The organism is Desulforapulum autotrophicum HRM2, from assembly GCF_000020365.1.
In the GTDB taxonomy this organism is placed as follows: domain Bacteria; phylum Desulfobacterota; class Desulfobacteria; order Desulfobacterales; family Desulfobacteraceae; genus Desulforapulum; species Desulforapulum autotrophicum.
Genome location: NC_012108.1, coordinates 737,661 through 761,782, shown reverse-complemented (window position 1 = coordinate 761,782; position 24,122 = coordinate 737,661). Strand labels below are relative to the sequence as shown.

General features: G+C 50.2%; 20 protein-coding genes and 1 riboswitch. Of the genes, 16 read left to right on the top strand and 4 right to left on the bottom strand.

From position 1 onward, the window contains the following. Positions 1-4: 4 nt before the first annotated feature. Positions 5-2,155: an acetate--CoA ligase family protein gene (locus HRM2_RS03285; RefSeq protein ID WP_012663040.1), complete on the bottom strand. Its 2,151-nt coding sequence runs from the start codon at positions 2,153-2,155 to the stop codon at positions 5-7. A 305-nt stretch (positions 2,156-2,460) separates the two neighbouring features. Beyond that, positions 2,461-2,655, top strand: a riboswitch (cobalamin riboswitch). 87 nt (positions 2,656-2,742) lie between these two features. Here HRM2_RS03285 and thiC point away from each other — a divergent pair. Then, positions 2,743-4,062: a phosphomethylpyrimidine synthase ThiC gene (thiC, locus tag HRM2_RS03275; protein ID WP_012663038.1), complete on the top strand. Its 1,320-nt coding sequence runs from the start codon at positions 2,743-2,745 to the stop codon at positions 4,060-4,062. Between the two features lie 4 nt (positions 4,063-4,066). Beyond that, the gene (cobT, locus tag HRM2_RS03270) at positions 4,067-5,128 is read left to right on the top strand and encodes a nicotinate-nucleotide--dimethylbenzimidazole phosphoribosyltransferase (RefSeq protein WP_012663037.1); all 1,062 of its coding nucleotides are present in this window, start codon (positions 4,067-4,069) and stop codon (positions 5,126-5,128) included. Positions 5,129-5,162: 34 nt separating this feature from the next. Here cobT and HRM2_RS03265 read toward each other — a convergent pair whose 3' ends face one another. Both HRM2_RS03265 and asnS read right to left on the bottom strand, forming a co-directional pair. Beyond that, complete coding sequence (locus HRM2_RS03265; RefSeq protein WP_012663036.1) at positions 5,163-5,366, bottom strand: hypothetical protein; 204 nt, start codon at positions 5,364-5,366, stop codon at positions 5,163-5,165. 21 nt (positions 5,367-5,387) lie between these two features. Further along, on the bottom strand, positions 5,388-6,767 hold the full coding sequence (gene asnS, locus HRM2_RS03260) for an asparagine--tRNA ligase (protein ID WP_041273018.1): 1,380 nt from the start codon (positions 6,765-6,767) through the stop codon (positions 5,388-5,390). Positions 6,768-6,911: 144 nt separating this feature from the next. Here asnS and HRM2_RS03255 point away from each other — a divergent pair, with 144 nt between their 5' ends. The 14 genes from HRM2_RS03255 (at position 6,912) to HRM2_RS03200 (ending at position 20,715) form a co-directional block, all read left to right on the top strand. Next, the gene (locus HRM2_RS03255; RefSeq protein WP_012663034.1) at positions 6,912-9,485 is read left to right on the top strand and encodes a TIGR03960 family B12-binding radical SAM protein; all 2,574 of its coding nucleotides are present in this window, start codon (positions 6,912-6,914) and stop codon (positions 9,483-9,485) included. Continuing rightward, complete coding sequence (locus HRM2_RS03250) at positions 9,479-11,038, top strand: Rne/Rng family ribonuclease (protein ID WP_012663033.1); 1,560 nt, start codon at positions 9,479-9,481, stop codon at positions 11,036-11,038. Before HRM2_RS03255 ends, HRM2_RS03250 begins: the two co-directional genes overlap by 7 nt. Before the next feature lie 151 nt (positions 11,039-11,189). Further along, positions 11,190-11,324: a 50S ribosomal protein L34 gene (gene rpmH / locus HRM2_RS03245; RefSeq protein ID WP_012663032.1), complete on the top strand. Its 135-nt coding sequence runs from the start codon at positions 11,190-11,192 to the stop codon at positions 11,322-11,324. Positions 11,325-11,338: 14 nt separating this feature from the next. Then, entirely contained in the window at positions 11,339-11,692 is a 354-nt protein-coding gene (gene rnpA / locus HRM2_RS03240) for a ribonuclease P protein component (RefSeq protein ID WP_012663031.1), read from the top strand. Beyond that, complete coding sequence (yidD, locus tag HRM2_RS25825; protein WP_012663030.1) at positions 11,685-11,897, top strand: membrane protein insertion efficiency factor YidD; 213 nt, start codon at positions 11,685-11,687, stop codon at positions 11,895-11,897. Before rnpA ends, yidD begins: the two co-directional genes overlap by 8 nt. A gap of 103 nt (positions 11,898-12,000) precedes the next feature. Next, positions 12,001-13,674, top strand: a complete 1,674-nt coding sequence (gene yidC / locus HRM2_RS03235; protein WP_012663029.1) for a membrane protein insertase YidC — start codon at positions 12,001-12,003, stop codon at positions 13,672-13,674. Positions 13,675-13,689: 15 nt separating this feature from the next. Beyond that, positions 13,690-14,841: an RNA-binding cell elongation regulator Jag/EloR gene (gene jag, locus HRM2_RS03230; RefSeq protein WP_012663028.1), complete on the top strand. Its 1,152-nt coding sequence runs from the start codon at positions 13,690-13,692 to the stop codon at positions 14,839-14,841. Beyond that, positions 14,838-16,235 (top strand): tRNA uridine-5-carboxymethylaminomethyl(34) synthesis GTPase MnmE, encoded by a 1,398-nt coding sequence (mnmE, locus tag HRM2_RS03225; protein WP_012663027.1) that lies wholly within the window; start codon positions 14,838-14,840, stop codon positions 16,233-16,235. The genes jag and mnmE overlap by 4 nt, the downstream gene beginning before the upstream one ends. Before the next feature lie 11 nt (positions 16,236-16,246). Further along, positions 16,247-16,903, top strand: a complete 657-nt coding sequence (locus HRM2_RS03220; RefSeq protein WP_012663026.1) for a YkgJ family cysteine cluster protein — start codon at positions 16,247-16,249, stop codon at positions 16,901-16,903. Then, positions 16,896-17,252, top strand: coding sequence for a hypothetical protein (locus tag HRM2_RS03215; RefSeq protein ID WP_012663025.1), 357 nt, complete (start codon positions 16,896-16,898; stop codon positions 17,250-17,252). The genes HRM2_RS03220 and HRM2_RS03215 overlap by 8 nt, the downstream gene beginning before the upstream one ends. Continuing rightward, positions 17,236-18,081, top strand: coding sequence for a 50S ribosomal protein L11 methyltransferase (locus HRM2_RS03210; protein ID WP_012663024.1), 846 nt, complete (start codon positions 17,236-17,238; stop codon positions 18,079-18,081). Before HRM2_RS03215 ends, HRM2_RS03210 begins: the two co-directional genes overlap by 17 nt. Then, positions 18,069-18,512 (top strand): YqaA family protein, encoded by a 444-nt coding sequence (locus tag HRM2_RS03205; RefSeq protein WP_012663023.1) that lies wholly within the window; start codon positions 18,069-18,071, stop codon positions 18,510-18,512. Before HRM2_RS03210 ends, HRM2_RS03205 begins: the two co-directional genes overlap by 13 nt. Positions 18,513-19,485: 973 nt before the next feature. Then, positions 19,486-19,746 (top strand): transposase zinc-binding domain-containing protein, encoded by a 261-nt coding sequence (locus HRM2_RS28430; protein ID WP_456297565.1) that lies wholly within the window; start codon positions 19,486-19,488, stop codon positions 19,744-19,746. Between the two features lie 54 nt (positions 19,747-19,800). Further along, positions 19,801-20,715 carry a transposase gene (locus tag HRM2_RS03200; protein WP_232364183.1) on the top strand — a complete coding sequence of 305 codons (915 nt, stop codon included), beginning with the start codon at positions 19,801-19,803 and terminating at the stop codon, positions 20,713-20,715. 349 nt (positions 20,716-21,064) lie between these two features. Here the strand turns inward: HRM2_RS03200 and HRM2_RS03195 are convergent, their stop codons facing one another. Further along, on the bottom strand, positions 21,065-24,103 hold the full coding sequence (locus HRM2_RS03195; protein WP_012663020.1) for a CHAT domain-containing protein: 3,039 nt from the start codon (positions 24,101-24,103) through the stop codon (positions 21,065-21,067). Positions 24,104-24,122 lie beyond the last annotated feature (19 nt).

Below are 24,122 nucleotides of genomic sequence, written 5' to 3'. Positions count from 1 at the left end.
CAAGTCAATCCGCTGCCTTTAAAATAATCCGGCAGTCTGCAACGGTTGCCCCACACCCCTCCTCGTGAACCAGCATGGGATTAATATCCATTTCCATGATCTCCGGATTGTCCATAACCATATCGGAAATGCTCACCAGGGTTTTTTCGATCGTTTCAATATCAGCTTTGGGTTTACCCCGGAAGCCCTGCAACAGCCTGTAGCCCTTTATTTTCTGCATCATTCTGCGGGCTTCATTTCTGCCAATGGGGGCCAGACGGAAGTCTACATCCTTAAATATTTCCACAAAAATACCCCCTAGACCGAACATCAGCAACGGCCCGAAAATCGGATAGCGATTTACCCCCAGAATGACCTCTTCGCCGGGAGTTGCCATCTTCACCACCAGAACCCCGTCGATAATCGCCTTGGGATCATACGCATTGGCATTGGCAATAATCTGATCAAAAGCCTTTTTGACTTCCCCATCGGAGTTAAGGCCCACCATTACACCCTTGGCATCGGATTTATGAAGAATCTGGGCCGATGCAATTTTCATGACCACCGGGTATTTCATTTCCGATGCCAGGGCAATCGCCTCTTTGGCTGTTTTGGCCAGTTTTGTGGGCAGAACGCTCATCCCGTAGCATTTCAGCAACTCAATCCCATCTAATTCACCCAGCCGTGTTTTTCCTGCGTCAAGACACCCTTTAATAACTTCAGCCGCCCGCTTTTTGTCATGCTTTAATTCATACTGTTCAAGGTGCTGTCGGTTCAACCATTTGGAGAACCGAAACAATGCAGCAAAGGATTTGGCTGCATTTTCGGGGAACTTATACACCGGATAACCATATTCCTGCAGGTATTTCACCCCGGCTGACACATCAACAATGCCCATGAAACAGCTCAAAATCGGTTTGGAGGACCGTCGGGCAACCTTGACAATGGCCTTGGCGGTGCCCTCGACATCAGTCATGGACTGGGGTGTCAGGATCACCAAAGCCCCATCCACTCCATCGTCATTGATAACTGCAGCAAGGGCGTTTTCATAGCGATCAAAGGCGGCATCCCCAATGACATCCACCGGGTTATGAATATTGGCTGCCGCCGGCAGATGACTGGCCAGTACTTTAATGGTTTCATCACTGAATTCGGCCAGCGTAAGCCCTGATGTCATGGTCATATCCGTTGCCAAAATGCCAGGACCGCCCGCATTGGTGATAATGGCCACCCGATTTCCGGCAGGCATTTTTCGAACTATTTTACCCAGTGCACTTTCTTTTTTACATGCAAAGGCATTGGCAAAATCAAACAATTCATCAATGGTGTCCACCCGAATGATACCGGACTGTTCAAAAATGGCATCGTACACCGCTTCGGAACCTGCCAGTGAACCGGTATGGGATGCCGCAGCTTTTGCCCCGGCACTGGTTCGGCCGGACTTGATGGCCAGTATGGGTGTGGGCCGGCTTCCTGAGGTGATCTCTTTTACCGCCTGAATAAATTCCGGCCCCCGCCCCAGTGCTTCCTGGTAGATCATGATAACATCCGTATCCATATCCTCATGGAGGTATCGCAACAGGTCCAGTTCATCCACGTCGGCCTTGTTGCCGATGGAGATAAATTTTGAAAACCCGAAATCACGATTCGCGGCAAAATCAAGAACAGCGGTGCAAAGTGCCCCACTCTGGGAAATAAAAGAAATATGCCCTGCCTGGGGCATTCTGGCTGAAAAACTGGCATTCATCCGAACCCCGGCAAGGGGGTTGATAACCCCCAGGCAATTGGGCCCCACCAGACGAACCCCTGCAGCCTTGCACATGGCGATGAGTTTGTCTTCCATCTCCGCACCTTCTCCGCCCACTTCACGAAAACCGGCGCTGACGATGACGATGCCCTTGACTCCTTTTTCAATGGCCTGGGCCACGGATGTCAGGGCCAGTTTGGGAGGAAGAATAATAATCGCCAGTTCCACAGGATCCTCTATGTCCATAATCGTATTATATGCCCTTACACAGAGTATGGATTTGGATCCCGGGTTTACGGGAAACAGCATTCCAGTATACCCCCCCTTGAGAATATTGGCAAAAATATCATGCCCAACCTTTCCCGGTGTTGCCGAAGCACCGACAACGGCAATAGATTGTGGTGAAAAAATAGCATCAAGTCTTTCCATATAATGAACTCCTTATGTTTAAATTTAATTTCAAATGCGGCAACACTTACCGCAAAACAAACCTTCCGTAAAGCAATTTACAAGCCAACGTATAATCATTTCTTTTTAATCCATTAATATTTCAACAGGTTAAAAAAAATAAGGGCGAACGGCCTCAAATTTTGTATGCCAGGTGTCAAATTCTTTTACAAGGTGTAACCCAGCCGGTATCAATATTATAGAATAACATGGAAACAGACATATCTGTCATTTATCAGTTGATTTACCGTATTGACAAGACCCCAGATTTAATGATAATGGTCTTCAAAATTTGTTTTCCATAATGCTTGCCCCAAAGGGCATTCAAGGGAACCCGGTGAAATTCCGGGACGGTCCCGCCGCTGTAAGCGAGTACCGGTTTTTGCACAAGGCCACTGAAGTATGTTTTAAAATGCTTTGGGAAGGCGCATCAATCGGGTTGATCCGCAAGTCAGAAGACCTGCTGTATGGAAAAATAACCTTACCCAGGAGAGATGGTAAATCCCAGGGCTGACACCTGTCGGTTCCGGGATTTTTTTTGCCGGAACCCTTGGAAAAAGGAGCTTTTAATGAAAACACAGATAGAACTTGCCAGGGACGGGATCATCTCCAGGCAAATGGAACAAGTGGCAGCAGACGAAAATTTCAACCCTGAAATCATTCGCACCCGGGTGGCCGCAGGCGAGATTGTCATTCCCTGCAATCCCAACAGAACCAATCAAAAAGTGGTCGGCATCGGCACCGGACTCAGAACAAAGATCAATGCCTCCATCGGCACCTCGTCAGATATCTGCAGCATCGAAAATGAGGTACAAAAAGCCATTGCCATTGAAGAGGAAGGGGCAGACACCCTTATGGAGCTTTCCGCCGGCGGCAACCTGGACAAGGTTCGCCAGGAGGTGCTCAAGGCCGTCAATCTCCCCGTTGGAAACGTTCCCCTTTACCAGGCGTTCAAGGAGACAGGCCGAAAATATAACGATCCCTCAAAGCTTGACCCGGAATTTCTCTTTGACCTGATTGAACGTCAACTCAGCGACGGGTTGAGTTTCATGGCCATCCACTGCGGCATCAACCAGTACACCATCGAACGACTCAGAAAACAGGGTTTCAGGTACGGGGGACTGGCCTCCAAGGGCGGCACCTTTATGGTGGCGTGGATGGATGCAACCGGCAAAGAGAATCCCCTTTACGAGCAGTTTGACCGGGTATGTACGCTGATGAAAAAATACGATGCCGTCCTCTCCCTTGGCAACGGCATCCGGGCCGGTGCCATCCACGACAGCCACGATCGGGCCCAGATGGCCGAAATGATAATCAACTGTGAACTTGCAGAGCTTGGCCGGGAACAGGGATGCCAGATGATGGTCGAAGGACCGGGCCATGTTCCCCTGGACGAAATCCAGGCCAATATCATACTTGAAAAACGCATGAGCGGCAACGCCCCCTACTATGTGCTCGGTCCCATTCCGGCAGATACGGGTGCAGGATACGACCATATTACCTCAGCCATAGGTGCTGCCTCCTCCACCTGGCACGGGGCAGATCTCATCTGCTACATCACCCCTGCCGAACATCTGGCCCTTCCCACCGAGGCAGATGTAAGAGAAGGGGTCAGGGCCACAAAGCTTGCCGTCCGCATCGGAGACATTGCCAAATATCCAGACCGCAGGGAAAATGAGCGTCTGGCATCCATGGCAAGGCGGGACATGCGATGGGACGACCTTGAACAGCACCTGCTCTTTCCTGACATTGCCCGAAAAACAAGGGCCAGCCGTGCGCCCGAGGATGGAGGGACCTGCACCATGTGCGGTGACTTCTGCGCCATGAAAAAGGGAAATGAAATTTTCAAAGACGATATTAAAAACGACAAGATAGCCCCTGGAGCATAAAGCTATGAAAACCTTAGAAAGAGCCATGGCAGCCATCCAGCCGCCCGATACTGAGATCTATGAACAAGCCCTTGCACGCCTTGCCCAGCAGGCCAGACCCGCCGGAAGCCTCGGCGTTCTGGAACAGACATCGGCAAGGCTTGCAGCCATCGCAGGCACCCTTGACGTCCACCTTGACAAGAAAATGATCATTACCTGCGCCGGTGACCACGGGGTTGTGGACGAAGGTGTGAGCCTCTTTCCCCGGGAAGTGACCCCCCAGATGGTCATGAACTTTGTCAACGACGGTGCGTCCATCAACGTGCTGGCCCGCCATGCAGGTGCCGCCATCAAGGTGGCGGATATAGGCGTGGATTTTGATTTTGATCCGGACCTTCCCATCTTCCACAAAAAGGTAAGAAAGGGGACGTCCAACTTTACCAAGGGTTCTGCCATGACCCGGGCAGAGGCGATTGCCTCCATCAACGCCGGTGTGGCCATTGTGGACGAGCTGTTTGAGCAGGGCGGGGTGGATCTGCTTGGCACAGGCGACATGGGCATCGGCAATACAACGCCATCGGCCGCCATCATTGCTGCCTTTTCCGGAATTGCCCCTGAACAGCTCACGGGCCGGGGAACGGGCATCGACGACGCCATGTTCGCAAACAAAATTCAGGTAATCCGCAAAGGACTTGAGGTCAATCAACCAGACCCCAGGGATGCCATTGATGTTCTTGCCAAGGTGGGTGGATTTGAAATCGGCGGGCTTGCAGGCCTTGTGATCGGGGCTGCAAGCCATGGCATCCCCGTGGTTTGCGACGGCTTTATCTCCACGGCAGGCGCACTGATCGCCTGCGAGCTTGTACCCGCTGCAAAGGCGTATCTGTTTGCAAGCCACCGTTCCATTGAACAGGGCCATTGTTTCATGCACGACCGCCTGAACCTGACACCACTGCTTGACATTGGCTTCAGGCTCGGGGAAGGAACAGGCGCAGCCCTGGCTTTTAATCTGCTGAGCGCCTCAACAAGGATCCTTGCCGAGATCAAGACCTTTGAAGAGGTTGCCATTAGAAACGAAAACAGATAGAATCTGTCTGCCCCCGTCCATGGCGGGGGCAGGCTTATTCGCCCATGAGATCCCCACAGTCAAGACCACATTTTTCCTCAAGACGCTCAACCCTCAACTCAAGCTTCAGAAGATAGGTTTCCATAAGCTCCATATACTGGGCAAAGGTGTAGGAAATTCCAAGCTCCCTGGTTTTAGACTCAAGGCGTTCCCTTAAATCTTCAACCGACTCCGTTTTCCGTTCTTCAAGTGTTGGCATGATACCTCCCTTGTGACCCCGCTAAAAATTGATGGCTCCCGGTGTTCTCGGGAACGGCACAACGTCACGTATGTTGGTGATGCCGGTGATGAGCATGAGGAACCGCTCAAAACCCATTCCAAACCCAGAATGGGAAACCGTTCCAAATCGTCTCGAATCAAGGTACCACCAGTAATCTGCCTTGGAAAGTCCCATCTCATCCATTCTGCGCTCAAGATGGTCAAGGCGTTCTTCACGCTGGCTTCCACCGATGAGCTCTCCAATCCTGGGCACCAGAAGGTCAACGGCCGCAACGGTTCTTCCGTCGTCGTTCTGGCGCATGTAAAAGGGTTTTATATCCTTGGGATAGTTGGTGAGAAACAACGGTTTTTTAAAATACTCTTCGGCAAGGAAGCGCTCATGTTCAGACTGGAGATCCATTCCGTTGTCCACGGGAAACTCGAATTTTCGGCCCGACTTCTGGAGAATCTCGACACCCTCGTCATAGGTGACCCTTTCATAAGGCTGTTCAACAAGGGTATCGAGCATACCCCCAAGGCTTTTATCCACAAATTTGGTAAAAAGCGAAAGATCCTCGGCACAATGTTCCATGACATGGCGGGTCAGCGCCTTGACCAGCTCCTCACCGTGGTCCATGTTGCCGTCAAGGTCACAAAAGGCCATCTCAGGCTCGAGCATCCAGAATTCAGCCACATGGCGGCTGGTGTTTGAATTTTCCGCCCTGAAGGTGGGTCCAAAGGTGTAGACATCGCCCAGGGAAAGGGCAAACATCTCAGCAGAAAGCTGGCCTGAAACGGTCAGATTTGCCTGGGTGCCGAAAAAATCCTCGTTGAAATTCATCCGTCCCTGTCGGGCAACCTCGGCTGGATCAAGGCTTGTCACCCTGAACATATCCCCTGCCCCCTCACAGTCCGAGCCTGTGATCACAGGCGCTGAAAGACAATAAAACCCCCTGTCCCGGTAAAACATATGAATGGCCTGGATCACCTCGGAACGAATACGGAAAATGGCTCCGAACTTGTTCGTCCGCGGCCGCAGGTGGGCGATGGTCCGCAGGAACTCATCTGTATGCCGCTTTTTCTGAAGGGGATAATCTTCAGGTGAAAGACTTATGATTTCAACCTCCCGGGCCTGGACCTCCCAGCTTTGACCCTTACCGGGGGATGCCACAAGGGGGCCTGTAACACTTATGGCTGACCCCGTGGTTATCCGCTCAACCTCAGGGTAATTGGCAAGATCCGCCCCTGCAATGATCTGGATATTTTTCAGGCAGGAGCCATCGTTGACCTCCATGAACGAAAAATCCTTTGCGTTGCGTTTTGTTCTGACCCAGCCTTTTACCACCACACTGTCCATGGCTGTTTTTGATCCAAGCAGCTGGTTTATCTTTACTCTCTGCATCATTCACCCCTTGTCCCTATCGATCAGGAGAACACATTAAAGGATATCTTCCCCAAGTTATCGTTGCTTTCTATTTATTAAAATGAGATAGTAACTACTTTGTAAAAATACACTAAAACCATACAATTATAAAAGCTTATTACCATGAACAAAACAAATATTCAAGAGATCCTGCCCCTTGTGGAAATGCCCAGCCGTTACCTCGGCAATGAGGCCAACACCATCAAAAAAGACCCTTCAACCGTTGATCTCACCTTTGCCCTGGCCTTTCCTGATTTATATGAAATCGGCACCTCCCATTTTGGTATGCAGATCCTGTACACCATCCTGAACCAGGAACCAAAGATTGCTGCAGAACGGGTATTTACCCCGGCCCCGGATATGGAGGGCCTGCTCAGGGATCGACAGATCCCCCTTTGTTCCCTTGAGTCCAGAAAGCCCCTCAACACCTTTGACATCATCGGTTTCAGCCTTCTTTACGAGCTCAACTTCACCAATATTCTTACCATGCTCGACCTTGCCCAAATTCCCTTTTACGCGGACCAGCGGCCGGACACCTTTCCCCTGGTCATTGCAGGCGGCCCCTGCGCCTTCAACCCCGAACCCCTGGCCGATTTTTTTGATCTTTTTGTAATCGGGGACGGTGAGGAAGTCATTGTTGAAATTTCAAACAAAGTGATGGAATGGAAGGCCACTCAAAAGGATGCCGCATCAGAACCGGGCGCTAAACAAGCGCTTCTCAAGCGGCTTGCAACCATCCAGGGCATCTATATTCCCTCTTTTTACCGGGCAGACTTCAACGACCAGGGGTTCCAGACCCTTGAGCCGTTGTTTCCAGAGCACGCCACGGTCAAAAGGGCCATCCTCACCGACCTTGCAAAGGTCCCCTTTCCCACGGAACCCATTGTCCCGTTTGGAAAACCGGTCCACGACCGCCTCAGGCTTGAAATTGCCAGGGGGTGTTCCAGGGGGTGCAGGTTCTGCCAGGCCGGCATAATCTATAGACCAGTGAGGGAGAGAACCGTCCCAGACCTTGTGGAAATCACCCGAACAGCCATGGCGGCAACGGGTTACAGTGACGTCTCACTCCTGTCGTTGAGCACTGGAGACTACAGCGACCTTGCGCATCTCATGGAAGAGCTGCTTGCCATTAATTCCGATCAGTGCACAGCCATATCCCTGCCGTCCATCCGGGCAGGCAGGCTCACCCCGGAGCTGATGAGAATCATCAAACGGGTAAAAAAAACCGGGTTCACCATTGCACCCGAGGCCGGCACCCAGAGACTCCGGGACGCCATCAACAAGAACATCACTGAACGAGACATTGTGGATACGGTGACCAACGCCTTTGACCTTGGATGGCGCATGATCAAGCTCTACTTCATGAACGGGCTGCCCACTGAGACCCAGGAGGACATCCAGGGCATCTGCGACCTTGCCCTACGACTTGCAGCCATCAAACCCCAGGGAAAGGGAAAGGCCAGGGGCAAATCAAAGGCCAACATCAACCTGAGCTTTGCCACCTTTATTCCCAAAGCCCACACCCCGTTCCAGCGCTCGGCCCAGATTTCCACCCAACAGTCCATTGACAACCTCAACTTTCTCAAAAAGAATCTCAGACATCCGGGCATCAACCTTAAATGGCAAAACCCCGAGATGAGCCTTTTAGAGGGGGTCTGGGCCAGGGGAGACCGGCGCCTTGCCCGGGTTCTTGTTGCGGCCTGGGAAAAGGGATGCCGTCTGGACGGCTGGTCGGACATGTTCAACTTTGACCTATGGGTGACAGCCTTTAATGAAACCGGGGTTGACCCCGCCTTTTTCACCACAAGGGAACGATCCGCAGACGAACCCCTTCCCTGGGACCACATTGACTGCGGTGTATCGCCCCAGTTCATGGAAGAGGAGTTCCAAAAGGCCCTGACACCCGAAACCACGGCTGACTGCCGGGAGAACGGGTGCATGGGGTGCGGCATCTGCGACTTTGAAACCATTGAACCCGTTGTCCACCCCTGTGCACCACCTTTAACCGGGGCTGCTGTGTCCGACACACCCATGGCAAGGCCTGGTGACAACATGAACCTTGCCAAGTATCGAATCTATTACTCCAAGCTTGGTGACGCCCGGCACTTCGGTCACCTTGAACTTGCCAAAATCATGCGCAGGGCCATTAGAAGAACCGGCATAAAAGTTGCCTATTCCAAGGGGTTCAATCCGAGTATGCAGATGTCGTTTGACGACCCGCTGCCCATCGGTATGGAGAGCCAGGAGGAGTTCTTCAACATCACAGCCGAGGCCACAACAACCCCGAGGCAAATTGTCACAGGGATTAACAAGGTCCTGCCCAAATCCATCTCCATCACCGGATGTGCACCCCTTGCCGCCATCCGGAACAGCCAAAAGGTCAACCCGGAAACGACCTACCGCATCACCCTCAACGGCGACACCTTTGACAGTCAGGAAATTGATGAGTTCATGACCCTGTCCGAATTCCAGGTGGAAAAGACAAGCTTCAAGGGCAAACGACGCACCATCGACCTTCGAAAGGTGACTCAACGGATAGATTTTCTTGATTCATCACACATTGAAATGGTATTAATAAAGGACGAGGACCGAACCATTCGGCCAGCCGAAATTCTCACCACGGTCCTGGGCCTCCCTGAAAAAGCTGTCCAAACGGCAACCATTGTGAAACTCAAACAGGGGAATTCCATATGCTGAAAGAGCTCGTTGTAAATGCCGCAGAACATGAAACCCGGGTAGCCCTCCTTGAGAACGGCACCATTGCTGAACTTTTCATCGAACAGGACGACGAGTCCAATATCACGGGTAACATATACAAGGGAAAAATCCAGCGGGTGCTGCCGGGAATGCAGGCGGCATTTGTAGACATCGGGCTTGCCCAGGCTGCCTTTCTCTACGTGGACGACATATACGACGAGACCAGCCAGGAGCTTGCCCGCCGGTTTGAACAGGAAAGTGATGCCGACCCCAATGATCCGGATCTGAAGCCCGTGGACGACACTCCGATTCCCATGGAGTGGAAACCATCGTTCACAACCGAGGCAAGCATCGAAGATCTTGTGACCGAGGGCCAGGAAATCCTGGTGCAGATCTCAAAATCCCCCATCGGCACCAAGGGCCCACGGGTGACGGCCCACATCTCGCTGCCTGGTCGATTCATGGTACTCATGCCCACGGTGGACCATGTGGGTATATCCAAACGAATAACGGCAGATTCTGAGCGGACAAGACTCAAGGAGCTGCTGACCAGCGTTCGCCAGGACAACTTCGGCTACATCTTCAGAACCGCAGCCCAGGGCATCGATGAGCAGCGCCTGAAAAAAGAGATCGCCTTTCTCACAAAAACCTGGGAAAGCATCCAGAAAAAGAACAAGACCTCGGCAGCGCCGACCCTGCTCTACCGGGATCTCACCGTGACCTTCAGGGCCGTTCGGGATCTTTTGACGGACGAGGCTGACAAGCTTGTCATTGATTCAAAAATCGGCTATGAAAGCGTGCTGTCTTTTCTGGACAAACTCATGCCCGACATTCACGTTTCCGTGGAACTCTACCAGGGCAAGGAGCCCATATTTGACGCCTACAACATTGAGGGAGATATTACCAGGGCATTAAAAAAAAAGGTGTGGCTCAAATCCGGGGGTTACATCATCATCGACCCCACCGAAGCCCTGGTGGCCATTGATGTTAACACGGGCCGATACGTGGGCAAACACAACTTTGACGAGACCATCCTAAAGACCAACCTCGAGGCGGTCAAGGAAATTGCCTACCAGATCCGACTGAGAAACATCGGTGGCATCATCATCATCGACTTTATTGACATGAAGCGTACACAGCACAAGGAAAAGGTGATGAACCTTCTCATTGAGACCCTGAAGCGGGACAAGGCCCAGACCAATGTACTGCCCCTGAGCGAACTGGGCCTGGTTCAGATGACAAGGAAAAGGGTAAGAAAAAACCTCACCCGTACCCTTTGTGAACCCTGTTTCTACTGCGGCGGAGACGGTATGCTCCTGTCCAAAAGGTCCATCTGTTACAAGATTCATCGGGATCTGATGAGTGAGGCCAACGACATCATGGGCAATATGTTCACCGTCAAGGTTCACCCTGAAATTGCCCAGTTGCTCCACGGAGAACAGGAACATTTAATCATTTCCCTTGAGCGGGAGATCAGGCGGCCCATCACCATTTATCCCGACCCCCAATACCACATTGAGGAGTACCACATTTTTGAAACCCTGGCAAAATAATCCATGGGTCCAGACATGCAACTATTGTCAATGAAATCTTGACACATCTCGAATAATGCATTAAGATTTGATGTTTATTATGGCAGTTTAGTACGGTGGGAAAGCCGCCGATAGTTATTTTGTTTTTTAAACCTGTAAGGATTTATACCTCATGAAAAGAACATTTCAGCCCAGCAGAATCAAACGCGCAAGAAGACACGGTTTCAGGAAAAGAATGTCCACGGCAGCCGGCAGGCGCATTGTAAACAGCAGAAGAGCCAGGGGAAGAAAAAAGCTTACCGCTTAGAAAAGGCTTGAGAATTGGGCAGCTATTCGTTCCCTAAAACTGAACGGCTCTTAAAAAGGGCCGACTTTTTAAAATTATCCAGATCTGGAAGAACAAAACAGACACGGTATTTCATTGCAGCCATGCTCGGGTCAGAGACAGACACAACCCGCCTGGGCATTACTGTATCCAAAAGAGTAGGAAACGCAGTAGAGAGAAACAGAATAAAGCGGATTGTCAGAGATTATTACAGACTAAACCGAGATACGATCTCAGGAAACCGGGACATCAATATAATAGCAAGAAAATACGTGGCCTCCCTCAACAACCGGGAAGTTAGAGATGAACTTGGCAAACTCTTCAAAAAGATTGTGAGATCTGATGGTTAAGCGGTCAATACTGTTGCTCATCAAGGTATACCAATACTTTATTTCCCCCTTAACAGGGCCGACCTGCCGCTTCTATCCAACGTGTTCCCAATATGCATTTGAGGCTGTCATGATCCATGGCAGCCTTAAAGGCTCTTGTCTTGCAGTAAGGCGCATCTTAAAATGCCACCCGTTCCATCCCGGCGGTTATGACCCTGTTCCCTGAACCGAAACCTCTGATGAAAACCCCTCTCTTGTTTTTTCCATTTAATCCATTAGATCTGGGTTGAACAACATTTTATTCATCACATTCATCACTGGGAGACAAGATGGACGATCAGAAACGGCTATTCACTGCCATTATCCTTTCAATAGTAGTTATTGTAGGGTGGAACTTTTTCTTTGTAGATTCAAAACCTGTACCGGAAAAACCGGACCAGGCTATCGTATCAAATGAACAGCCAATGGCCGGTAAGGGCGACATAGCCCCCATTACCGATCCCGCACCGTCCCAACAGACAGAGATCGACGCAGCTCAACCCCCTGCTACAGCGATCCCGACTCGAAACGCAAGAACCATCCAGGTATCAAACCAGTTTTACAACATTGCCATCTCAGAGACGGGGGCAAAGGTCAACAGCCTTACCCTGAATGCATATAGGGAGACATCTGAGAAAGACTCTCCCTTGAAGGAAATGGTCTCCCCGAACCTGACCGGAGGCCTGTTTGGCGTTTCCCTTGACGGGAAAAGTATCCCGGGCCTTGAAACAGCCTTGTTTACAGCCCAGACGCCATCCGACCAGCTCAATCTCGACCAGGGCAAAAAAAGCCTCACCTTTACCTGGACCTCTGCCCAGGGAGTTGTTGTTGAAAAGATCTTCACGTTTTCGGCAGACAGCTACCTCATCGGGTTTGACCTTGTGCTGAAAAACAGTTCAGGTATGCCCATGAAGGATTCTTTCATGGTCGAAATTCCCGGCATCATTGATGAAAAAAACGCCCGTTTCTCGTTTGAAGGCCCCACAACGCTCATCAACGATAAATTAGAAGAAATCAAAGCCAAAAAGATAGCGGAGAAAGACACCTACGAGGGACAGATTCAGTGGGCGGGCTATACCGACCGTTACTTCATGTCCTGCCTGATTCCCCAAGCCCCCACCGAGGCAAAGGTGAAACTGTCATTTGACAGCCCCGTTGTAACAACCCGCTATGTCCAGTCCATGGAACGCCTTGACCCTGGAAAACAGGTCACCTACTCGTTCTCTCTTTTCATGGGGCCCAAGAGCCTAAAGCTCCTGAGCAGCTATGGCAACAACCTCAAAAAGGCGATCAATTTCGGCTGGTTCGACATCCTGGCCAAGCCCTGCCTCATGGGTATGAACCTCATCCACGGGCTTATTCCCAACTACGGCATCGCCATCATGCTCTTAACCCTGCTCATAAAGCTGATCTTCTGGCCCCTTGGCACAAAGAGTTATCGATCCATGAACGACATGAAAAAACTCCAGCCCCTGATGATGGAAATGCGGGAGAAGTACAAGGGTGACAAGCAGCGCATGAACCAGGAAGTGATGGGACTGTACAAGACCTATAAGGTCAACCCCATGAGCGGCTGTCTGCCCATGATCGTCCAGATGCCCATCTTTTTTGCCCTGTACCGGATGCTCTACCAGGCCATTGAGCTTCGACATGCTCCGTTCATGTGGTGGATCAACGACCTTTCAGCCCCGGACCGGCTATTTCATTTTGATTTTGCCATTCCCTTTATGCAGGCACCCTATGGCATACCCGTGCTGACCATCATCATGGGTGCAACCATGTTTCTCCAGCAGAAGATGTCTCCATCCACGGGCGATCCCACCCAGGCAAAAATGATGATGCTCATGCCCCTGTTCATGACCTTCATCTTCATCAACTTCCCTGCTGGACTTGTTCTTTACTGGCTTGTCAATAATGTGCTCTCAATCGGACAGCAGTATTACATTCAAAAGAAATTTGCGTAACCCCTTGGAGGTAGAATGAAACAGACACAGGAATTTGAAGGAAAGAATGTTGAACAGGCCATTGAAAACGCCTGCAAATCCTTGAATGTGACCAAAAAAAAACTATCCTATGACGTAATATCCTCAGGCTCCTCCGGTATTTTCGGCATAGTGGGTGTCAAAAAAGCCAAAATTCGCGTTTCCCTGCCCGACAAAAAGGGTGGGTCAACCGGGGTTGGCTGGGATTCTTTTGAGGGTGATGACCTCGAGGGGGTGATGTCCATTGTGGATGAAGCCTTTGCTGAGACACCAGCAGCACCGGCTGAAAAACCAGCCGAAAAGCCCCAGCAGCCCCCCCGGAAAAAGCCTCAGAAAAGCCGGTCCGTGAAAGCCGCCCCACCGGAAGAGGAAAAAGGTGTGCAGTCTCTGCCTGAAGAATCCGATGCCGTTGAAGCCGCACCCCCTGCAGAAGAAAAGGTTCAGCCGCCAAAAAAAGAAAAAGCCCGACCCCAGAAAGCCAGGAAACCCCGGGCTCCCAAACCTGCCACGGAAGATCTCCCAAAGATAAACACCGAGACGGAAACGGATGAACCTGAAACGGAAGACAACGATTTTAACGAAGATTTTGACGAAGAAATCGACGACCGGGATGAAGGATATCCCCCCAAATACAAGGATGAAATCCCGGTTGACGTATCAGAAGCGTCCACTGCCCTTGGCGTTGAGACCCTCCAGCGGATGGTTGATCTCATCACCACGGACTCAACGGTTGTTGCCACCACCGACCAGGACCGACTGCTCTTGAGGGTTGAAGGCGGCAATTCCGGTGTTCTCATAGGCAGAAGGGGCCAGACCCTTGAGGCAATGCAGTTTCTTACGGACAAAATCATCAACCGCAAGAGCGAATCCAGGGTGAGACTCAAGGTCGACATTGAGGGGTACATGGAGACCCGCAAAGCCAACCTCCAGAGCCTTGCCCACAAAATGGCGGACAAGGCAAAGAAAACAGGCAAACCCGCGACCATTAACCAGATGACAGCCCAGGACCGGCGTATTGTTCACATTGCCCTCAAGGACGACACCCGGGTCAGAACCCAGAGCATGGGTGACGGCTACTACAGACGGCTGGTAATCTTCCCGAAAAAAGGGACCTTTAAGAAACGGCGGCCCCCCAGAAAACAACCATGAAACCGGATACCATAGCCGCCATTGCGACCCCGCCGGGAAGGGGCGGGATCGGAATCATCCGGATATCGGGTCCGAAAGCTCTGGGCCTTGTGCCCCGGTTTTTCGGAACAACCCCCGTGGGTCCGTCACCTGATCTCACCCTGGTCTCCCACACCATGGTTCACGGCTATATTTTTGACATCAAAACCGGCTATGTCATTGACGAGGTGCTCCTGGTCACCATGGAGGCACCCAGGTCCTACACAGCCGAAGATGTTGTCGAAATCCAGTCCCATGCCGGTCACCTTGCCATGGCCACCATTCTTGACCAGGTCGTGTCAGCCGGCGCCAGGATTGCCGAACCCGGTGAGTTTACAAAACGGGCTTTTTTAAACGGCCGCATTGACCTTACCCAGGCCGAGGCCGTGGCTGACATCATTAATGCCAGGACCGCCGGCGCCCTTAAAATTGCCGCAGCCCAGGGAACGGGGGAATTAAAGGATGCCATCCATGGAGCAAGGGAAATCCTCATCGAACTTCTCGCCCTTCTGGAAGCAGCCATTGACTTTCCCGATGAAACCCAGGATCTGGTTCCCAGTGACCAGGGAATCGTCCGGGTAAAACAGGTGTTGACCGCCTGTGAAAAGTTCATTCAAACCTACGAAGAGGCCCACTTTCTAAGGGACGGCATTAAGCTTGCCATCTGCGGACCGCCCAACGTGGGAAAATCGAGCCTGATGAACCGACTCCTTCAAAAAGAGCGGTCCATTGTCACTGAACTTCCCGGAACCACCCGGGATCTCATTGAAGAGACCCTCAACATCAATGGCATCACCTTTCTTGTCTCGGACACGGCAGGTATGCACCAGACCGATGATCTGGTGGAAAGAATCGGCATTGAACGGGCCAAAAAACACATTGCCGCTTCAGACCTGATCCTGTTCATGAAGGGCGCAGACAAGGAAATTTCCGAAAGCGAGCTTCAGTCCATTGTTCCCAAGGATAAAAAGGTGATCCTGGTCATCAACAAGATCGATCTAATTGAGGGAAAAACAGCAGGCAGTGCAGGGGTTGAAAAAAGCCTTCCCCCTACCCTTGCCCAACTTCCCCAGGTGAGGATTTCCGCCCTTAAGAACACGGGAATTGATCATCTTCGCAAAACCATCACCAGACTCTCCATGGAAAACATTGGAGAGGCCTCGTCGGTGGTGCCCAACCTGAGACACAGAACGGCCCTTAAACGGGCCATCAAGAGCTTGAAAACCGCAGAAGCAGGCTTTTTGAACGGCCAGAATGAAGAAACCCTCGCCCTTGACATCAGAAGGGCCGCCGATCTCCTGGGTGAGATCACCGGCAACACCGCGGGCATCGACATCCTTGACACCATCTTCAGCAACTTCTGCATAGGAAAATAGAGGAAAAAGACATGGCTATTGATTTTAAAGAGCATTTTGAACGATATGAAGAACTGGTCGCAACCGTTGACAAAATTTTTGCACAGGTAAAAGAACAATTTCCCAAGGAGGTTTTCTGCAGGGAGCGTTGCAGCGACTGCTGCTACGCCATGTTTGACCTGTCGATCATCGAGGCTATATACATAAACCACAAATTCAGGGAAAAGTTCAAGGGTACCGAAAAGAGCGCCCTGATCGATGAGGCGGCAAAGACCGACCGAGCCATTGTAAAGATCAAAAGGGATGCCTACAAGGAGTTCAAGAGTGGAAAAAACGAGGTGGACATCCTTGGCAAAATATCCATGGAGAGAGTTCGCTGTCCCCTTCTGGGTGCCAACAACATGTGCATCCTCTACGAGTCAAGGCCCATCACCTGCAGGCTTTACGGCATTCCCACCTCAAGCGCCGGCATGAGCCATATCTGCGGCAGAACCAACTTCAAGGAAGGGGAAAAATATCCCACCGTAAACATGGACGCTCTCTATTCAAAACTCCAGCTCATTTCAGCTGAAATGACCCGGGCCATCAAATCCGAAAACATCAAAATGTGTGAAATGCTTGTTCCGGTTTCCATGGCCCTGATCACGGATTTTGATGAAGAATACCTTGGGGTGAAAAAAAATGGATAACTTCACCCCTGAAGAGATAGAGGCAAGAAAAAAATTCATCTATGACACCATGGGCAAGCGAGGCAAGCGGCAGATCGACAAAATCGGCTATGAAAACTGGGACCCCACCCAGACCCCCAAGGACCCCATCGAGATCCGCAGGGACGGCACCAAACGGACCTCCCAGCAGCTCATCCAGGAGTTCCTCCAGCAGGCAAGCCACGACGATTATTCCAACTCCTTTGCCCAGGGTGCCTTTGAGATGTGCCTTGGCATCATCAACAAGGAGGACAAGATCCGGGGCATGTACGAGTTTGCCCAGTGGTACACGGAACTGCTGAAAAAAGAGGGCCATGACCCGGTCTTTTGACTCCTGTAATGACCCCTGTGTCATGCAAAGGGCAAAACAGATAGCAACCGAGTCGGAATTCAGAATTACCCCCAGGGATTTTACCCGCCGCCTTTCCACGGATACGGGCATCACCCCTGGGCAGGCAAAAAAGGTTCTCAAACATCTGGTTTCCACCAACGAACTGACCTACTCCTACAACTTTGGAGCCACCCATGTGGAACCCTCGTTTGCAAAGCCAGTAAAGGTCACTGCCCACTTTGTCCTGAGCCCATGGGAAACTGAAAATCACTCGCCCCCAGACCAAGACACCCTGGTGGAGATCGTTATTGCACCCGGCATCTCGTTTGGGTCGGGCAGTCACCCCACAACCAGACTCTGCCTTGAAGCCATTGACCATGCGCTTTTGAGTTCCCCCAATGCCAGCCCTTCCGGCAGGGCGGCAGATGTGGGCACAGGATCAGGGGTCCTTGCCCTTGCCCTGGTAAAGGCAGGATGCCATTCCTGTCTTGCCCTTGATACGGATTTAAACTGTGTGTCTGAAGCCCTTAACAACGTGACCCTGAACCACCTTGATGACAAAATAACGGTAACCCCCGAACTTCTTAATGGTTCCCATGGCAACTTCAGCATCATTGCTGCCAACCTGAGATTTCCCACCCTGAAAGATCTTGCCGGCCTTTTTCTCACCATCACTGACCCCCATGCCCTCCTGATCCTATCGGGCGTCAGAGCCACGGAGCTTGACGATCTCATCCACCACTACGGTGACCAGGGCTTCACTGCCACCTGGACCAACAGCGAAAAAAACTGGTCGGCCGCTGTCTTTAAAAAGACATGGAAGCCCTGACCCAATATGGCCTTGCAGGGCTTTTTATTGCTTCATTCCTTGCGGCAACAATTTTACCCATGGGTTCTGAAGTGGTGCTGGTGGTGCTCATTGCCGGCGGTCAGGATCCAATCCTTTCTCTGATCGTTGCCACCACGGGCAATGTGCTGGGCGCTGTTGTGAACTACCTCATGGGTTTTTGGGGTGGCAGGTTTTCCATGGAAAAAATTTTCCACACCTCGGAACAAGCCTTTGAAAGGGCAACCCGCCGGTTTAAACGCTACGGCCCCGCCACCCTGCTCTTTTCCTGGGTGCCTGTGATCGGCGATCCCCTGACCGTTGTTGCAGGGGCACTCAAGATCAATTTCACACTGTTCCTTGTCATTGTGACCACTGGAAAAGCCCTTCGCTATCTTGCCATTGCCGTCGCCCTGGCTAGCCCATTCAAATAGGCGTTGACTTAAAAGAATACGAGGATAGTTTCTCCTTGCAAAGTACCAGAACAATCAATATAAAATCCATGTCAGGAATAAACGTTATTCCCCTTTTTACGGGGAATTATTGACAAAACCCTTTTGGCCATGCAGATAAAGAGTCCCCATGATAAACGATTATTTTCTTGACCCTGGTGCCATGCCGCACCATTTTAGATTGCCAGTTCCTCTGAGTTCAGCACCGACCACCCTCTTTTTTTTCCAATCAGTAAAAATACTGCGTTGGCCCTGATATCCGCATAAAGTTTTTTTGACCCGATTAGATTTTGTATAAGTTTTTCTGGAATACACCGCCTGTTTATATGGTATTGCTTAACCTGTGGCAGTCTTTTATCATCAATCTGAATTTTTCATACCGCAGATCCAAATTATTAATCTCTATTTTCCCAATCATGCTTTTCCCCCTATGCTCTATAGCTATGCTCCATATTTTTGAACCTGGCCATAACAAAAACACCCAAAACATAGATTGCAGGCCAGTGTGAAAAACATATTCCCTTCGCTGGTTTCTGCAACGAGAAGGTGAGAGAGAAGAGAACTTGACATAAGCTCTTCCTTTCTCTTCAGAACTGCTTTTATTAATAAGTCCAGCCCCCGAACAGTTGCTGTTCCCGTTGGATGGGCGGATCCAAAAGATCCAGGGGCTGGTCTGCATGGGTTGCCGCAACGTCAGCATGTTTTTGTTGGATGGGGTATGATTTTCCGCTCTATGTTTATATTTTTCATCACATTATTGCATTTTTTCAACAAATATTTTATCCTTTATTCCCAACCAGACGTTAATGATACATTTATCTTCATCGTAGAGTTAACTATGCCCCAGCCAACAACACATAAACTCGGAATCTATCAGCCGCGTAATCCTAAGGCAAGCGCATATTACAAGTGTGTTGAGAGTCATTTTGAAGAACTGGAACGGGCATGGGATGACATGTATGCTTCCCGGTATGGTTTCTGGCGGACATACGTCATGACTGTGATTTTCAAATACCTTGACTGTGGTGATCTTCATATGGGGTTTGCCAGGGTCCGTTGTGAAGAATGTGGCCACGAGTATCTTCTGGCGTTTTCTTGTAAGCGCCGCCAATTTTGTCCATCTTGCCATCAGAAAAGGGTTGTAGAATATAGCGAATGGCTGTTTACCAATGTCTTGAAAGATGTTCCCCACCGGCAATGGGCCCGTTTTATATAATTTGGCAGCATCCCCAAACGATTACGGATCTATTTTCTCTATGACCGCAAATTATTGGCAAAACTCAGCATCTGTGGATGGAAGGTGCTCAGTGCCTATCTAAAATCAGCTGTTCCATATGATGGTGCTGTTCCCGGAGCCAGCATTGCTGTGCAAACTTACGGTGATTTTCAAAATTTCAATCCACATCTCCACGCCATAGTTTCTGACGGCTGTTTTATAGACGACGACAGTTTCCGAATGGCACCAGCATTCATGCTTAAAAACCTGGAAGAGGCCTTTCAGTATGAAGTATTGAAAATGCTCAAAAAAGAGGGAAAAATAAATGATGCTGTTATCGAAAACATGCTTTCCTGGCATCATACTGGTTTCCATGTATATATTGGTGACCGGATTTATCCAGAGAATAAAGCTGGTCTTGGTAATCTGGCTAATTACATTATCCGAGCCTGTTTCTCCCAGGAAAGAATGATCTATATTCCAGCAGAAAAATCAACAGACGGTATTGCCAAAGTGATTTATACCTCTAAGGACAGAAAGTCCCGGAAAATTTTCAATGCTCTGGACTGGTTGGCTCAACTGGTGACTCACATTCCCAATAGATACGAACAAACGGTTCGCTACTACGGTTTCTATTCAAACAAATCAAGAGGTTTAAGAAAAAAGGTTGATGCTGATGATAATATCCCGGCTATTGTGCCCAATGCGATCTCTTCCAAAGAATTTCGGCAAAATTGGGCTCGGTTACTTCAGAAAGTGTATGAATTTGATCCTTTAATTTGCCCAAAATGTCAGGGGCCTATGAGAATCATCAGCTTTGTTGAAGAAATCGAAATTATAGAAATAATTTTACGACACCTTGGGCTTTGGGATATACGCAATCATGACCCACCACAGCCTGATCCGGTTTATAGCTCTGAATTGATTTACGATGATTCAGACTCCCAGGTTCCAGCCTTTGACTATTAGAGCTGATTTTTAATGAAATTGAAATTTGGAATTACTGGTGAATTATGCCCAAAATCATCAGAAATTTGATGATTTTTGATCTTTTTCAATAAAATTCAGACTATTTTCATCCCTCCACTTAATGCCTATTTTTTATTTCAGGAATGTTTTGACCCAACCGGGTACTGGCACAACATGTTGTGCCAGTACCCGGTTGGGTGCATATCTCAACCTTTTAATAATTTTTCATACTTTTCTTGACTAAAAGCATCTTCCTATCTGTAACGATTTGGGGGTAAGGCGTTAGACTATTCGTATCTTAACAGTCGGTTAGTTGATATTCTTCTCATCCTGAATGGTGGAGATAACGTCACCACCATTCACCAGCTAAATAAAATGAGCCCCAGTCGCGATATTGAGGAAAGACTTTACGAGTGACCACCTGCGCCCCGTAGAAGGCGTCGCAACGGTTATAGCCGTTGGAAAGCTGCGTATAAAACGTAGTGAAAAAAACTTCTGATGCTCTTGATTCAACAGGCCACAAGGTGCCGACGACAGCAGCAACACCTGCACTGAACAGTGAAGTTATCATGCCACGCAAATTGTCTGCACGGTCAATACGCCCAAGCGCAGTTTCGCACGCACCGAGAGAGACGATCTCCAGACTGCGAAGATCCGTTTGTAGTATTTCATAGGCATACAGGCGGCCGTTTTCCTCATCCTCCACAGGATGGAGGACCAGCATTTGAAATGCCGGGGCATCAACATCCATCGCACCATGAGTGGCAATGTGCGTGTATCTGCTACTCTGCAAAGTATCGATGACCTTGGTCTTGGTGCATTGAGCATCAAGCAGTGGAACAGTATTCAGCACCTCGGCAACTGCACGAGCTTCTGCGACAGCCTCCGGAATAGCCTGCCAGCCTCCTGCTTCACCGACAAAGCCAATCCCGACAGATGCAGAGATCTCAGGATTCGCCGATCCAATGTGAGATCGTCTTGCAGTGGAAATTAAGGCAAGATTTGGCAGGTAAGTGACAGCGAAACTGTCAATAATAGGGGCACCTCCCACGCTGAACAAATGAAATGGCAGAAAATGAAGGGCGTCATGCGGTGCGACAATAAGGTGATTTTTTCCTTTTAATAATAACGACCCAAGCGTCTTTTCCGTTACTGCATAGAATGAGCTGAGGCCCTGCTGCAAAATAGCCCCCGCGCAAAGCCCCACATCGTTATCTCCCGGATCTTCCAGCAGAGCACTGCGCAGTTCGCCGACCTTGCAACCAAGCTGGGCGCGAACGGCGGTTCGTTCTCCGTCGAACCAGGATGTCTCGTCCTGCAAATCCTCGTGGACATGAACATGAGCTATCGCTTCCTCGCGGGTAACAGCGAGGCAGTAAACTGCATCCCGGCCGTCGGAAGACTTACCCAGGTAGACGATCAGCAGTGCCGATCTCGAGTCAAGTCGCTGTTGAATTTGAGGGAGTGCAACCGGGGTGGAGCAGGTCGGAGGCATGTGGGAAGCCATACTATCAAAGATTTTTCCATCAAAGGTCATTTTCAGATTTGCAAATCTCTCCCACGACTGATCCCCGTCGTAATAATCGCCCCTTATGTAACTCGACAACCACAACTCAAAGGAGGCATCACCACTGGTGAATTGTCCCTGGTATTTCTGATCGGCATGGAGTGCTTTTCGAGCTTCATCAACCTTTGCGAGGATTTTTCTGGATTCCGGTGTATCGCCTGTAACCACAGCGGAAGGTGATGTCAGAATCGCCGCGGAGCGCCTACCTTTGGCAATCTGCCAGACCAGCGTGAGAAGAGCGTTATCTCTTTCAAAGAAGACCAGCGTAAGATGATGACAGATCGACCTTAACACCGCCTGGCCTGGATATCCCATTGCCAGCTCCGCCTGTAAGGACTTGGTGACCAGAGCACTGAGTATGGCTTCTGAACTTTCTGAATCATGGACAGCAGCTATATCTTCCAACCGTTTCAGCAGGTCAAAAGCATGTTCCGAAAGCCCTGCTTCAAGCATGAATGCAAGTGCATTTCCATAAGCCGCGGCAGCGCAAGCCAACTTTGCCGGCATCGCCTTCATGGAGTTGCTGCCGATACCCAGCCACAGGTGCGCCTTGAGATACAACATTACTTTCAGAAAACGCTGATGCAGACCCGGGGCAAGCTCCAGACTGCGATCAAACATTGCAAGACCGGAAAGTTCATCGTCGGATCTCATGGAATCCGAAGCCAAACCAATGAGACACATGGCACGGACTTCAATGCTCTCGTCCATATTCAGCACACGCTCTACTGAGTGTATTCGCTCATTCGTATTCACTCCTGCACGTTTAGCAACCATCACAAACAAACTGAAAACTTGATTGTAGAATTTGCTTCTGTGTACTTCCACCGGTTCTTCCACCATGAGCTCATAGCCCTCTTCGGCTGTTTTCAATGCTGCTTGCGGATCGTAAAATCGCTGGAAATCGAGGAGTGGAATGACAATTTCAAAGGCTTTACTTTTCCCGAACTTTGCAATCCAGGCAGATAATGGTATGGAAAAGATCTCCTCTGCCTTTTTCGAATCAATCTCAAAATTCTGTCTCAAACCAGAAACGGCAAGGGCAAGCCAGCGGGCAGGGTCCTGCATGGGATCGAGAGTATTAAGGGCATCTGCCAGAAGCGATGCGTCAAAATCACCCTGTTGCAAGCCTTCTAACCAGCTCTTTGCCTGGTAAAGAGCCTTCATGCTGTCACTCAGCTGATTCCCTTCAGCCAGCTGTACCGCATTCTCCAAGAAATCCTGGGCAAGGACAAGGGCCTCCTCAATATTCGGAAGCCCTTCAATTGAGTCGGGACCGATTTCCTGAGCAGTACGGGCAAGCCACCTATGGTGCTCTATTTCACGATTTTCAAAAGTACGATGCGCTGTGAACGGGTCCAGATTGAGAACACCCAGGTCATGAAACGTCTCAGCCAGGAGGGTTTTCTCCCTGACGGGGTCGATTGTTTCCAACAACCAGTCACCTCCGTTCATAGCGTCGACATAGGCACGGCCTAACGCCATATGGAAGAGAACACAAGCAACGGTCACAATGCCTTCCTTTTCCGCCCGAATACGAGCCATCCGGGCTTCAGGTCCGGTGACGGCCCGGGCTGCGGCCAGCAGGATCCGGTGCTGCATCAATCCTTCGCGCCATCGGCCCCTGAGCGCATTTCGGGCGGCATGAAAACCGAAGGCATGCGCGTATACGGATGTTAAATGACTTGTGACCTCTTGGGAAGCGGCAATTTCCAACGCCCTGTCCAGACGAATCTCACCTGTTGCAGCAGCCTCATAGATTTTCTCCAGAGGGCCGTCACCGAGTGGATAATCACAAAAACTGGTTTTGGAATTCGACATTACCATTCCTCTCCGCCGA

What these genes read in the sequence shown, in the direction of transcription:
- HRM2_RS03250 (WP_012663033.1), top strand. Translation starts at nt 9,479, where the DNA reads ATGCTGAAAGAGCTCGTTGTAAATGCCGCAGAACATGAAACCCGGGTA.
- HRM2_RS03195 (WP_012663020.1), bottom strand. Translation starts at nt 24,103, where the DNA reads ATGTCGAATTCCAAAACCAGTTTTTGTGATTATCCACTCGGTGACGGC.
- HRM2_RS03220 (WP_012663026.1), top strand. Translation starts at nt 16,247, where the DNA reads ATGGCTATTGATTTTAAAGAGCATTTTGAACGATATGAAGAACTGGTC.
- HRM2_RS03255 (WP_012663034.1), top strand. Translation starts at nt 6,912, where the DNA reads ATGAACAAAACAAATATTCAAGAGATCCTGCCCCTTGTGGAAATGCCC.
- yidD (WP_012663030.1), top strand. Translation starts at nt 11,685, where the DNA reads ATGGTTAAGCGGTCAATACTGTTGCTCATCAAGGTATACCAATACTTT.
- thiC (WP_012663038.1), top strand. Translation starts at nt 2,743, where the DNA reads ATGAAAACACAGATAGAACTTGCCAGGGACGGGATCATCTCCAGGCAA.
- mnmE (WP_012663027.1), top strand. Translation starts at nt 14,838, where the DNA reads ATGAAACCGGATACCATAGCCGCCATTGCGACCCCGCCGGGAAGGGGC.
- HRM2_RS03205 (WP_012663023.1), top strand. Translation starts at nt 18,069, where the DNA reads ATGGAAGCCCTGACCCAATATGGCCTTGCAGGGCTTTTTATTGCTTCA.
- HRM2_RS03265 (WP_012663036.1), bottom strand. Translation starts at nt 5,366, where the DNA reads ATGCCAACACTTGAAGAACGGAAAACGGAGTCGGTTGAAGATTTAAGG.
- yidC (WP_012663029.1), top strand. Translation starts at nt 12,001, where the DNA reads ATGGACGATCAGAAACGGCTATTCACTGCCATTATCCTTTCAATAGTA.
- HRM2_RS03210 (WP_012663024.1), top strand. Translation starts at nt 17,236, where the DNA reads ATGACCCGGTCTTTTGACTCCTGTAATGACCCCTGTGTCATGCAAAGG.
- jag (WP_012663028.1), top strand. Translation starts at nt 13,690, where the DNA reads ATGAAACAGACACAGGAATTTGAAGGAAAGAATGTTGAACAGGCCATT.
- HRM2_RS03215 (WP_012663025.1), top strand. Translation starts at nt 16,896, where the DNA reads ATGGATAACTTCACCCCTGAAGAGATAGAGGCAAGAAAAAAATTCATC.
- cobT (WP_012663037.1), top strand. Translation starts at nt 4,067, where the DNA reads ATGAAAACCTTAGAAAGAGCCATGGCAGCCATCCAGCCGCCCGATACT.
- asnS (WP_041273018.1), bottom strand. Translation starts at nt 6,767, where the DNA reads ATGCAGAGAGTAAAGATAAACCAGCTGCTTGGATCAAAAACAGCCATG.
- HRM2_RS03285 (WP_012663040.1), bottom strand. Translation starts at nt 2,155, where the DNA reads ATGGAAAGACTTGATGCTATTTTTTCACCACAATCTATTGCCGTTGTC.
- HRM2_RS28430 (WP_456297565.1), top strand. Translation starts at nt 19,486, where the DNA reads ATGTATGCTTCCCGGTATGGTTTCTGGCGGACATACGTCATGACTGTG.
- rpmH (WP_012663032.1), top strand. Translation starts at nt 11,190, where the DNA reads ATGAAAAGAACATTTCAGCCCAGCAGAATCAAACGCGCAAGAAGACAC.